The organism is Mycobacterium spongiae (genome assembly GCF_018278905.1).
Lineage (GTDB): Bacteria > Actinomycetota > Actinomycetes > Mycobacteriales > Mycobacteriaceae > Mycobacterium > Mycobacterium spongiae.
The window spans coordinates 4277540-4289259 of sequence record NZ_CP046600.1 but is presented as its reverse complement, the minus strand read 5'-3'; the positions used below and the strand labels follow the sequence as shown (position 1 = coordinate 4289259).

Here is an 11720-nt window from a genome sequence, read left to right as displayed (position 1 = left end):
TGACCGAATTTCTGGGAGCGGCCGGATTCCGGCACTCCGGACGCGGATCGGGCGAGGCCGGGTGCCGCCGCCGTGGTGTCCGGCAACGGCCAACGCCGAGATCGCGTGACGACGTATCCTGACGCTGCTCGCGCGGATCGACGACCAGACAGGACCGGCTGTGATCTTTATCGTTGTCAAGTTTGAAACCAAACCCGAGTGGACCGACCGCTGGCCGGAGCTCGTCAGGCCGTTCACCGAGGCGACTCGCGCCGAACCGGGCAACCTCTGGTTCGAGTGGTCGCGCAGCCTGGACAACCCGGCCGAATATGTGCTCGTCGAAGGATTCCGCGACGGCGACGCGGGCCACGCACACGTCAATAGCGATCACTTCAAGCTGGCGATGCGGGAGTTGCCGCAGGCGCTGACAGCCACGCCGAAGATCATCAGCCAGACAATCGACGCGTCGGACTGGTCGGCGATGGGGGAGATGGCGGTCGAATAACCTAAGACCGGCCGCGATGTAGCGCTGCGGGTCGTTAGTCGGTCAGATGAGTCAGCCGATCTAGGTCACCACAACCGCGATCTCCTCGCCGAGCTGATAGCCGGGCGCAAGAGGCAGCGTGTCACCGCTCCAGAACGACCCCGGGTCGAACCAGTTCGAGCCCTTGTCCGTATCGAGCAATCCCATTTCCTCGTAGGTGATAGCGACGGTTTCTGCGCAGTAGGCGGTCTCCAAACTCATCCCGCGCTTGGTTTCCTTGCGTCGCCGCGTTCTTTCGCGAACCTTCCTGTCCACCAGTGGGATTCCCCGCGTCCAGTCGTTGGCGGTCGGCAGCCGGCCGCGCAGCCATCTGCCAGTCAGTCGGACAGTGGTCGGAAACGCAGTTCCGTTCATTCGCGCAACGACCCGCAGCAATTCGTTCTCCTGGTCGCGGTTGGCGTACGGGGTGAGCTGGCGCAACCAGCACCGCTGCTGGTAGCGCTCGGCCCACTGCCGGACGGCTTGGCGAAGATCGTTGAGCTGCACGCCGCGGTGATGGGTTCCCGTCCACATGTCGACCAGCTTGTCGCCCAGCTCCGCGTGCCATATCAACGGCGGCAAGTCGTCGATGGCCACCGTCATGCCGACGTGGTTGACCGGGCTGTTGGTCAGGGTTTGGATGGCGCGGTCGGGGCGGGAACGGCCGCGAAACAACCACAGGTCGCCGGTCCGGGTTTCGGTGAGTGCTTGATCGAGGGTCAACGTGCTCAAGTCCACTCCAGCACCATAGGCAGAGCTAGCCTGAGCTGATGCGCAGCATGTGGAAATGGGTGGGGCTGGCCGGGGTGGCCGGAGTCGTCGCCGGTGGCGCGCTGGTGGTGCGCGATCAACGGAAGCGACGCGCGTACACACCCGATGAGATCCGCGCCAAGTTGCATGAAAGATTGTCCGAATCCGACCCGGAGGGCTAATGGACCAGATCGGATTCACCGGCTGATTCGACCGCGAACAAGCGGTAGTCGCCGGCGAAGCCTTTCAACTCGGCGTCACGGCCGTCGTCGAGGCAGAGGTCATCGCACCTGCTGATGGCGTCTCGCACCGGTTCGCTTACGAGTATCTGGCCGCCGACCGCGTGCGCGGCAACCCGGGCGGCCATCGCTACGTTGCGGCCGAACAGATCGTCGCCGCGGCGCACCGAGCGGCCCATATGGATCCCGATGCGCACCTTGATTCCCGTCCGCCGTTTGCGTTTTGCGTCCTTGCGTAGTGCGTCCTGGATGTCGATACCGCACCGGACTGCCTGCTCGGCGCGAGCGAAGGCGATCATGAATCCGTCGCCCTGGCTCTTCACCACATGTCCGTCACGGCGGTGGACGAGGTCGTGCACCAGCTTGTCGTGCGCGCTGATCAGTTTGACCCACGCGCGGTCGCCGATCCGCTCGTTGAGGGCGGTGGACGCCTCGATGTCGGAGAACAGGATCACGACGCGGCCGTCAGGAGTGACCCGGGCCAGGTCCGGCCGTTCCACCTCGGCCCAGTCGGCGAGGTCCTCGATGGAACCTCGCACCGCCGCCCCGAAGCCCTCCTTGAGAACGAGGTCGGCGGTCTGCCACACGGTCTTCACTGCTTCGCGCCCGCTGGAGAATAGCCAGTTGCGGGCATCGGCTCGCTCCCGAAGCTCGTCGGCCTCACGGCGACTGCGGACAAGAAGCCGCCACAACACGACGACACCACCGGCTTCGGCCACCGCGACCACGGCCAGAATGTAGGCCGCGATGTGGATCGCATCGGCGACGCCCGGCATTCTGTCCATCCTTCCAGGGCAGCGAGGGCGCAAGGCCGTCGGGCTACATGCGATGTAGGGTTGATTTCGGCCGCCGCCACTCCTCGAATCTTGTGGTGATCTTCGACCACCGCGTTACCCGGTGAATGCCGGCGCTGTTCGCGCCAATCGCCAACAGTCCCAATGCGCCAACTCAGGACAGTTAGGAGACGGAAGTAGATGCAGCTAGGGATGATCGGCTTGGGCCGGATGGGCGCCAACATCGTTCGCCGGTTGGTCGCGGGTGGACACGAGTGCGTGGTCTTCGACCACAACCCCGAAGCGGTCGAAGCCATGGCCGGGGTGGCGCAGACAACGGGCGTGTCCTCGCTGAGCGAGCTGCGCGACAAGCTCGCCGCGCCTCGCGTCGTCTGGGTGATGGTGCCCGCAGGCGACATCACCACCGGGGTGATCGAGGCGCTGGCCACTACGCTCGGCCCCGGCGATATCGTGATCGACGGTGGCAACACGTACTACCGCGATGACATGCGGCACGCAAAGCTGTTGTCCGATAAGGGGATTCGGCTGCTCGACTGTGGCACCAGCGGCGGCGTGTGGGGACTTGATCGCGGCTACTGCCTCATGATCGGCGGCGATGACGACGCGTTCGCGCACGCGGAGCCGATCTTTGCCACGGTGGCCCCCGGGGTGGCCGCGGCGCCGCGTACCCCGGGCCGAGACGGCGAGGTTGCGCAATCGGAGAAGGGGTACCTGCACTGCGGGCCAGCCGGGGGCGGGCACTTCGTCAAGATGGTGCACAACGGCATCGAGTACGGGATGATGGCCTCGCTTGCAGAAGGGCTGAATATTTTGCGCAACGCCGACATCGGTACCCGCGTGCGCACTGGTGATGCCGAAACCGCGCCGCTATCGAACCCCGAGTGCTATCAGTACGATTTCGATATCCGCGAGGTCGCCGAGGTGTGGCGCCGGGGGAGCGTGATCGGCTCCTGGCTATTGGATCTGACCGCGATCGCGCTGCACGAATCGCCCGAGCTGCAGGAATTCTCCGGGCGCGTGTCCGACTCCGGAGAAGGCCGGTGGACGTCCATCGCGGCCATCGACGAAGGCGTTCCCGCTCCGGTGTTGACGACCGCGCTGCAGTCCCGCTTCGCCTCCCGGGATCTTGACGACTTCGCCAACAAGGCGCTGTCGGCGATGCGGAAGCAGTTCGGTGGCCACGCCGAGAAACCGGCTAACTAGGCCCGCTTGACGAACGCCACCACGGCTTCGGTGAAGGCGTCGTTGTCGTCCCCGGCCGCGGTATGCCCGGCGTCGGACAGTTCGACGAACTCCGCGTTGGGCACTTTCGTCAGGAAGTCCTGGACAGCGTCGGGGCTTACCACGTCGGAGAGCTTTCCGCGGATCAACAGGATCGGGATCGCCAGGCTCATAGCGGTGTCTTCGAATTTCTCGGTGCGCAACTCGGGGTCGTCGGCCGGCTTGGTCAGAAACGCCGGATCCCAGTGCCAGTACCAGCGTCCGTCGCGCAGGCGCAGGTTCTTCTTCAGGCCCTCTGGGTTACGCGGCCGCCGCCGGTGCGGCAGATAGGCGGCGACCGCGTCGGCGGCCTGCTCCAGGGAGTCGAAGCCGTCGAGGTTGCTGAACATGAACTCGCGGATGCGGGCACTGCCGTCTTTCTGGAATCGGGGTACCACGTCGACCAGCACCAGACGGGTGACCACGTTCGGGCCGGCCTCGTGGGCGACGAGGATGCCGGTCAGCCCGCCCATGCTCGCCCCGATGATCACCACCGGCCGCCCGATCGCAGCAAGGACGTGTATGACATCGGTGGTGAGCGTTTCGACGGCGTAGTCCGCGCCGGGCGCGCGATCGCTATCGCCGTGGCCGCGGGTGTCGATGGCAACGACGTGGTAGCCCTCGTCGGCCAGGATCTGGCTGGTGTTGTGCCACGAGAACCGGTTCTGGCCGCCGCCGTGCAGCATGAGGACCGTTGGTCGGCCACCGCTAGCGGCGCCGCGATTCCATTCGTCTGCGACGAGGGTGATCCCCTGGGCGCCGGAAAACTCGACCGTGTGAGGGCTGCTGACGGTACTCACGCGTTCTGACGTTACGTAGTTGGTGTGAGGGCGTCGTCGGCGCCCTCACCTCTGGGGGGTAGGGGGGCGTCTGGGAACAACTCGGCAAAGCTGCCGGTCAGGATGCGGTCGGTGACGCGCTGGTCGAGGCCGTCGAATAGCTGGTGCAACGTCTCTTGGGTGTGGCCGAAAGTGCCTTCCATGTGTGGGTAGTCGCTGCCCCAGAGCACATTGTTGAAACCCATCGCCGTCATCGCCGCAATCGCCGAGGAGTCGTGTTGGAACGACGCGTACACCTGCGAGTAGATGATCTCGCGCGGGCTGCGCTTGAGCTTGGGCCGCACCACCATGGCGTGTTGGCGATAGCCCTCCTCCATCCGGTCGGCGACAAACGGTACCCAGGTCGCTCCGCCTTCCGCGACCAGCACTTTGAGTTGCGGGTGGCGATCCAGCGCTCCCGAGGCGACCAGCTTGACCACCGCACGCTGGCCGCCGAACGACGTCTCGGTGTAGTTGAGCACCGCGCCGCCCGGGCCGTGGTGGGTCACGCCTATGGAGTTGCCCGCCGCGAAATCGATTGGCTCAGTTCCGATGTGGAATGCGATCACAATGCCGATATCCTCGGCGGCCGCCCAGAACGGTTCCCAGTCGGCATGGTTGTAGTCGCGCTGCGCCGGATGCGGCGCTACCGGGAGGAATACCGCCTTGAAGCCCATTGCGCCGCAGCGCTGGAGCTCCTCGACAGCATCGTCGATATCGAGCGTTGACACCTGCGCCGTTGGGATGAGCCGCGGTGAGTGCTCCATGATGGTTTCTGCCGCCCAATCGTTGGATGCCCGCATCGTCTCGCGAAACAGCTCTGGGGTGCGAAACGCGCTCGACCACATTCCCAGTGACGGAAACACGAGTTCCGACCAGATCCCTTCGTTGTCGAGGTCCGCTAGCCGTTTGTCGACATCGCGGGCGCCCGCGGCGGCCACCGTCGACCGCATGAACTCCTCTTGAGCAAGGCTAGGAAGCCGGCGACGGAACACCTGGCCATCCACGTAGATCGATTCCCATCGCCCGTCGGGATCCTTCTCGCTTCGCGGCACGAGATCGGCCAGTCGGGTGGGCAGCCGCGATCTCCACAGGTCGGCGGGCTCGATGAAGTGCGAGTCGCCCGAGTTGGCCCATACCTTCTCAGATGTTGAATGGGTCTGCACGGTGGTCGCCATTCCTAGGAATCTACGGGTCTGTCGCCGTTGCCGGGGAGGCCTTCTCCGGCAGACTCCGCGGCGACCAAGCCGCCTTTTGGGTAAACGCCAGACGGACTGGGTGGGATCGCTCTATGCTGGCCCGATGCTGGCCTCGTGATGGATGAGGCCCCGGGTCAGCGGTTGGCACAGCCATTCGGTTTGGCCGAGAAGAGCCCTGCTCGCCGGAAGGGATGGGCCGATGACGTTTGTGATGACGCAGCCGCAGCTGATGGCGGCGGCGGCCGCGGATGTGGCGGGAATTCGTTCGACGATCAGCGCGGCCAGTGCCGCCGCGGCGGGCCCGACGTCGGGTCTGGTGGCCGCGGCCGGCGATGAGGTGTCAGCGGCCATCGCGAGGCTGTTTAGCGCATTCGGTCAGGAGTATCAGGCTGTCATCACGCAAACGGCAGCGTTTCACAATGAATTTGCTGATGCGTTGGCCGCGGCTGCGAGAGCCTACGCGGCCGCCGAGGTTGCCAACGCCGCCGCGGTGTCAGGCGCGCTGGGAGCGCTCAGCGCGCCCGCTGACGCGATGGTGATGTCGCCAGCCGCCACTGCGACACCGTCACTGACACCGACGCCGTATACAACGTTGATCATGGGCGGCAGCGGCCGGCCGATACCTGGTCTTGACTACGTCGCGACCATGTTCAACAACTACGTCGCCCCCCATGTTTCACCCATGTTCACGGTGGCAAACGCGCTAGCTCTTGACACGCCCGAGGGCTTGTATCCGCTTACCGCTGTCAAGGACTTGGTCGTGAACGTGTCGGTTGCACGCGGCGTCGAGATCCTGGATGACGCGCTGCGCCCGTATCTCCCCACCTCGAATTACAACCTACCGCCGCTTGGCGACGGAATCCCGGTCGCTGTTCAGGGCTACTCCCAGAGCACGATTATTGCCTCCCTGCAAATGCAGGCCCTCGACCCGACCGGCAACGGCCAATTCGACAACCCCAGCTTTGTGCTGGCCGCTAACCTCATGAATCCCAACGGCGGGATCCTGGCCCGCTTTCCCGGGCTGACCTTGCCGAGTCTGGGCATGACGTTCTACGGCGCGACCCCGGCCAATAGCTTCCCGACCACCATCTACACGATCGAATACGACGGCTTCGCCGACTTCCCGCGCTACCCGATCAATATGCTCGCAAACCTCAACGCAGCCGCGGGCATCTTCTTCCTACATCCCACATACCCGCACCTCACGCCCGCGCAGATTGACACGGCCGTTCAATTGACGAACACGGTCGGACCCACCACGACCGAGTACTACGTCATTCCCACCGAACATCTGCCGCTCTTGACCCCGCTGCGTGCAGTGCCAGTTGTGGGGCCCCCGATCGCCGACCTGATCGAGCCGAATTTGAGGTACCTCGTCAACTGGGGATACGGCGACCCCGCCTATGGCTACTCGACGAGCCCACCCAATGTGCCCACCCCGTTCGGGCTGTTCCCACCGCTGAGCGCAACCACGTCCATGCCTGGCTATCTGGCCCTCGGGACCCAAGAGGGAATCAGCGCGTTCGCGAGCCACTTCAGCGAAGGGGGCTCGCTCGCGCCGTCCGTCCCGTCACCGTCGGACATCGCGAACACCCTTTCCTCGATGCCGTTGCCGGCGCCCGACACCCTGGGCGTTCCCACCGAGCTGTCCGAACTTTCTGAGTTGTCCCTGGTTTCCTCGATCAACAACGTCATCAACGCCATCAAGGTCGCGAACACCGCGTTCGTCGACACGATCACCGGTGACACCGCGACGGCCTACGGGGTGCTGCAACCGACGGCCGATATCCTGAACGCCAGTGTGACCTCGGTCCCGTCCTACGGTCTCAACCTGTTCCTGGACGGGATCCAGCAAGCAGTCAACGGCGATCCAGTCGGGCTCGTCAATGCAGTCGGCAATCCGATCGCAGCAGCCTTCGGCCTGCTGACCGTGGCGGGCCTATTTGAAGGCATTGTCCTTCTGGAAGCAATCTTGACGATTGCCGGCATTCCTCTCACGAGTCTGGTCGTCTAACCGCGATTTTCCTACGGCCCGGCCGGCCGCGATTACCCACCCTCTGCTGGCCACACGGGGCTCCGCACTGGACTGTTGTTGCCGGCGTTGGGCCCCTGGTGTGTGCCGATTACTTTGGAGCATGCGGGCGGGACGTGGCGAAAGGGAGTCAACAATGGCAGACGAAGCTGCGGCACTGGGGCCAGAGCCCAGAGAGCGGGTCATTGCGGTGAAGCAAGCCTGCCATGGTTGAACCACACTGGATCGACATCAAGAGCACCAATGGTGACCTGAAGGCACTGACCTGGGGACCGGTCGACGCCCCGATCGCGCTGTGTCTGCACGGCTTTCCCGACACCGCCTACGGGTGGCGCAAGGTCGCCCCCCGACTTGCCGAATCCGGCTGGCGGGTGGTGGCACCGTTCATGCGCGGCTATGCGCCGTCGTCGATTCCGGCCGACGGCAGCTATCACGTTGGTGCCATGATGGACGACGCCTTGCTGGTGCGCTCAGCCGCGGGGGCCACCGAGCACGACGTGGTCATCGGTCACGATTGGGGAGCGCTTGCCGCCAGTGGCCTGGCCGCGATGCCGGACAGCCCGTTCGAGAAGGCGGTCATCATGTCGGTCCCGCCGGCCGCGGCTTTGTGGCCCCTGGGCCGAGTGCGCGACCGAGCCCGGCTGGTGCGCGAGCTGCCCCACCAGCTCCTGCGCAGCTGGTACATCCTCTACTTTCAATTACCTTGGCTGCCGGAGCGTTCCGCGTCGTGGGTGCTGCCGCTGCTGTGGCGGCGCTGGTCGCCTGGCTATCGCGCCGACGAGGATCTGCGCCATGTGGATGCCGCCATTGGGACCGCGGAGAGCTGGCGGGCCGCGCTCGGACCCTACCGAGCCACGATGCGCAACACTCGGCCCCCCGCACGCTATGCCGATCTGAATCTCCTGTGGACCGAGCCGCCGCTCCTGCCGAGTTTGTACCTGCACGGCCGCGACGACGGCTGCGCCACCGCCGCCCTCACGCACTGGGCGGAAATGGTGTTGCCGCCCGGAAGCGAGGTGGCCATCGTCGAGTGCGCCGGGCACTTCCTGCAGCTCGAACAGCCCGACAAGGTCGCCGAGCTGATCCTGGCATTCACCGGCCCGCCTGGCTGACGTGGCGACGGTGCACCGCATGGCGGCCGTCGACGCGCAGTTCTATTGGATGTCGGCCAAAATACCCAACGACCAGTTCCTGCTGTACGCCTTCGATGGCGAATCGACAGAGATCGAGCGTGCCCTCGAGCCGATCCGGGATCGAGCCCGTGCGTGCCCCGATCTAGGAATCCGCGTTGACGACGGGTGCACCGTGGGTTACCCGAGGTGGGTACCGACGGCCATCGGAGACGAGCAGGTGGTTCACCGCAACCTCGCCGATCAGACCTGGCAGGGATGCCTGGCGGCCATTGTCGGGCTGGCCGCTGACCAGTTGGACATTCGCCGAATGCCTTGGCGACTGCACGTATTCACCCCGGTGCGGGGCATCCCCGGGGTTGGCAGCCCCGGCTCGGTCGCCGTCATGCAAGTCGCGCACGCCCTGGGCGACGGTGCTCGTGCATCCGCGATGGCGGCCTGGCTTCTGGGCCGGCCCCGCCCGGTGCCCACGCCGGCCAGCCCGCGCGTGGGTTTCTTGCCGTGGCGAGCCGTCGCTGCGGCCCGGGCCCATCGCCGGCTGATTCGCGATACGAGAGCGGGGCTGGTGGCACCAGGAATCGGGTCGCGCCCGCCGTTGCCCACGAATTCGCGTCCCGAGGGCGCACGTGGACTGCGCACGCTGGTCCGTCACCGTTCGCAACTGCAGGGCCCGACGGTCACCGTCAGCGTGCTGGGGGCGCTGTCCACCGCGCTGTCCCGGCTGGTGAACTCCTCCGCCGACGCACTTGGAGCCGAGGTGCCGATGGCTAAACCGGGTGTGCCGCAGGCGCACAACCATTTCGCCAACGTTGTGGTCGGCTTGTACCCGCGGCTGGGGCGCGACGATCGACTGCGCAGGATCGCCACTGACCTCGCCAACGGCAGACGCCGCTTCGAGCATCCGGCCGCGCGTTCGGCCGATCAGGCCTTCGCGGCGGTGCCGGCAGCGCTACTGCGTTGGGGCGTATCGCGGTTCGACGCGGAAGCCCGGCCGACCCAGGTGGCCGGAAATACCGTGGTGTCCAGCGTTTATCGCGGCGCACCCGATTTGAGTCTTGGCGGTGCCCCCGTGGTACTGACGGCCGGGTTCCCCGCGCTGTCACCGGCGATGAGCCTGACCCACGGGGTGCATGGTATCGGGGACACCATCGCGATCAGCGTGCATGCGGCCGAGTCGGCCGTGCCTGACCTCGATGCGTACCTAGAACTGCTGAATGCATGTCTCTAGCCGCCGATCGGCGCGTGTCGGTGCTGGGACGAAATCACTTCGTGGCAGACGGATCTGGCCGCAGCGGTGTCGTGTCGTCGTCGGCCAGGTGCGCCGCGACCAACATGGTGACCAGCGGCCTGGCCGACACAACGTCGCTCTTGCCGGCGGCTAGAGCGGCCCGCACCGCGGCTTGCGAATGGTCATCCAGCCTCGGGTAGTCGCCAGCGGCATGGACCCTTAGGGGGCTGGCCCGCAACGCGATGTCGGCGAGCTCGCGCAGTTCCGGTGTACCGTTTTCCGACCACGCAGAGAGCTCCAGTTCGCCGGCGCGTACCTCGCCCGTGCAGCCGTCGACGGTAATGTGCTTGCCGGCCAGCGACTCCGCGACATTGTGGCCGCAACCCACCACGGCGACCCTGCCGAGTTCGCGGCTGACCACGGCCGCGTGGCTGGCGGCACCGCCGACCTCGGTGACGATCGCTCGTGCGGCCAGCATTCCCGAGACATCTTCGGGCCGGGTGTGGTCGCGTACCAGGATGACCTGTTCACCGCGGTCGGCGGCGTCGATCGCCTCATCCACATCCGCGTACGCCCGACCTGACGCCACGCCCGGACACGCGGGCAAACCTTTGGCCAAAAGCGTTGCCGCCAAACGTGTTTCTGGCTGCAGGGCCGGCATGAGCAGAGCCTCGATGTGCGCGGGCGTCACCCGGCGCAACGTCTCCAGCTCGTCGATGCGACGCTCGTGGCGCAGCTGAAGCGCTATCCGCACCGCGGCTTGCGCCGACCGCGCCGCCGCGCGCGCCTGCAACAGCCACAGGTTGCCGTCCTCGACGGTGAACTCGATCTCTTGGACATCGGAGGTCAGCTGCTCCCAGCGGCGGGCGGCGGCCGTCAGCTCGTCGTAGACGGTCGGTTGCTCATCACGCAGCGCAGCGATTGGTGCGACGTCGACCAACCCCGATACCACGTCGTCACCCTGGCCGCCGGCCAGCCATTCGCCGAACGGTTCTCTGGCGCCGGTGATCGGGTTGCGCGACGACAACACTCCAGCTCCAGAGTTCGCGCTCTGGTTGCCGAATACCATCGCCTGTACGACCACCGCCGTGCCGCCTCGGTCGTCCAGGCCGTAGTGGTCGCGATAGGCAATGGCACGAGGCGAATTCCAGGAGGTGAACACGGCTTCGATGCCGGCGCGGAGCTGCGCATAGGGGTCGGCCGGAACGCTAGCCTCGCTGGCCTGATCGCCCGCCACCACGCGTCGATACATGCGAGTGAACCGCCGCCTGGTGTCGCGGGCAAACTCAAGCGAGCTCTGCTCCGCCAGGGCCTGTTCGACGGCGTCGTTGATGCCCAGATCCAGGATCGTGTCCATCATGCCGGGCATCGACTGCGTGGCGCCTGAGCGCACGCTGACCAGCAGCGGACGCGAAGCCCCGCCAAAAGTGCGCGCGGTCTCGGCTTCCAGCCAGCTGATCCGGTCCAGTACGTCGTCCCAGATCGCGGCCATGGTCGGTTCGGGCTCGGCGAGATATCGAACGCCAACTTCGGTGGTGAGACAGAACGCTGGCGGTACTGGAAAACCGTGCCGTCGCATCGCATCAATGGTGTGGCCCTTGTTGCCCAGGATCTCCCGCGGGTGATTCCCCGTGCCGTCGAGCAAGACCACGTTGGGCCCGGTGGTGCCTCCTGCGATGCGAGTCGTGGTGCACCCCCTCGGGCTTGTCCAAGCTGTGATGTCTCCTGCCGGTACCTTTCGGACAAAGGCCGCAACGCCAGCCATAGT

11 protein-coding genes are annotated in these 11720 nt (G+C 65.9%); 6 read left to right on the top strand and 5 right to left on the bottom strand.

The window, feature by feature from the left end:
- The first annotated feature begins 160 nt into the window (after positions 1-160).
- A complete protein-coding gene (locus tag F6B93_RS17390; protein ID WP_211696191.1) occupies positions 161-484 on the top strand; it encodes a putative quinol monooxygenase in 324 nt (107 codons plus the stop codon).
- 60 nt (positions 485-544) lie between these two features.
- On the opposite strand, the gene F6B93_RS17385 is transcribed toward F6B93_RS17390, so the two are convergent.
- Entirely contained in the window at positions 545-1225 is a 681-nt protein-coding gene (locus F6B93_RS17385) for a guanylate cyclase (protein WP_425518564.1), read from the bottom strand.
- A gap of 47 nt (positions 1226-1272) precedes the next feature.
- Between F6B93_RS17385 and F6B93_RS17380 the strand changes: the two genes are divergently transcribed.
- Positions 1273-1434 (top strand): hypothetical protein, encoded by a 162-nt coding sequence (locus F6B93_RS17380; protein WP_211696189.1) that lies wholly within the window; start codon positions 1273-1275, stop codon positions 1432-1434.
- Here the strand turns inward: F6B93_RS17380 and F6B93_RS17375 are convergent.
- Positions 1431-2267, bottom strand: coding sequence for an adenylate/guanylate cyclase domain-containing protein (locus F6B93_RS17375; protein ID WP_211699571.1), 837 nt, complete (start codon positions 2265-2267; stop codon positions 1431-1433). The genes F6B93_RS17380 and F6B93_RS17375 overlap by 4 nt on opposite strands.
- A 198-nt stretch (positions 2268-2465) precedes the next feature.
- Here F6B93_RS17375 and gnd point away from each other — a divergent pair, with 198 nt between their 5' ends.
- A complete protein-coding gene (gene gnd, locus F6B93_RS17370) occupies positions 2466-3488 on the top strand; it encodes a phosphogluconate dehydrogenase (NAD(+)-dependent, decarboxylating) (protein ID WP_211696188.1) in 1023 nt (340 codons plus the stop codon).
- On the opposite strand, the gene F6B93_RS17365 is transcribed toward gnd, so the two are convergent.
- Both F6B93_RS17365 and F6B93_RS17360 read right to left on the bottom strand, forming a co-directional pair.
- A complete protein-coding gene (locus tag F6B93_RS17365) occupies positions 3485-4345 on the bottom strand; it encodes an alpha/beta fold hydrolase (protein WP_211696187.1) in 861 nt (286 codons plus the stop codon). The two genes, gnd and F6B93_RS17365, sit on opposite strands and share 4 nt — an antisense overlap.
- A gap of 11 nt (positions 4346-4356) precedes the next feature.
- Complete coding sequence (locus F6B93_RS17360; protein ID WP_211696186.1) at positions 4357-5541, bottom strand: amidohydrolase family protein; 1185 nt, start codon at positions 5539-5541, stop codon at positions 4357-4359.
- 220 nt (positions 5542-5761) lie between these two features.
- Here F6B93_RS17360 and F6B93_RS17355 point away from each other — a divergent pair, with 220 nt between their 5' ends.
- From F6B93_RS17355 to F6B93_RS17345, 3 genes are all read left to right on the top strand, one after another.
- Positions 5762-7576: a PE family protein gene (locus F6B93_RS17355; protein WP_211696185.1), complete on the top strand. Its 1815-nt coding sequence runs from the start codon at positions 5762-5764 to the stop codon at positions 7574-7576.
- A 224-nt stretch (positions 7577-7800) separates the two neighbouring features.
- On the top strand, positions 7801-8706 hold the full coding sequence (locus F6B93_RS17350) for an alpha/beta fold hydrolase (RefSeq protein WP_211696184.1): 906 nt from the start codon (positions 7801-7803) through the stop codon (positions 8704-8706).
- A 19-nt stretch (positions 8707-8725) separates the two neighbouring features.
- The gene (locus tag F6B93_RS17345) at positions 8726-9952 is read left to right on the top strand and encodes a WS/DGAT domain-containing protein (protein ID WP_211696183.1); all 1227 of its coding nucleotides are present in this window, start codon (positions 8726-8728) and stop codon (positions 9950-9952) included.
- A gap of 34 nt (positions 9953-9986) precedes the next feature.
- On the opposite strand, the gene F6B93_RS17340 is transcribed toward F6B93_RS17345, so the two are convergent.
- A complete protein-coding gene (locus F6B93_RS17340) occupies positions 9987-11672 on the bottom strand; it encodes a pyruvate, phosphate dikinase (RefSeq protein WP_425518563.1) in 1686 nt (561 codons plus the stop codon).
- Positions 11673-11720 lie beyond the last annotated feature (48 nt).

Bases quoted from the DNA above. Each gene is read 5' to 3' on its own strand.
- F6B93_RS17380 (WP_211696189.1), top strand. From the start codon at position 1,273: ATGCGCAGCATGTGGAAATGGGTGGGGCTGGCCGGGGTGGCCGGAGTC.
- F6B93_RS17375 (WP_211699571.1), bottom strand. From the start codon at position 2,267: ATGCCGGGCGTCGCCGATGCGATCCACATCGCGGCCTACATTCTGGCC.
- gnd (WP_211696188.1), top strand. From the start codon at position 2,466: ATGCAGCTAGGGATGATCGGCTTGGGCCGGATGGGCGCCAACATCGTT.
- F6B93_RS17360 (WP_211696186.1), bottom strand. From the start codon at position 5,541: ATGGCGACCACCGTGCAGACCCATTCAACATCTGAGAAGGTATGGGCC.
- F6B93_RS17355 (WP_211696185.1), top strand. From the start codon at position 5,762: ATGACGTTTGTGATGACGCAGCCGCAGCTGATGGCGGCGGCGGCCGCG.
- F6B93_RS17350 (WP_211696184.1), top strand. From the start codon at position 7,801: ATGGTTGAACCACACTGGATCGACATCAAGAGCACCAATGGTGACCTG.
- F6B93_RS17345 (WP_211696183.1), top strand. From the start codon at position 8,726: ATGGCGGCCGTCGACGCGCAGTTCTATTGGATGTCGGCCAAAATACCC.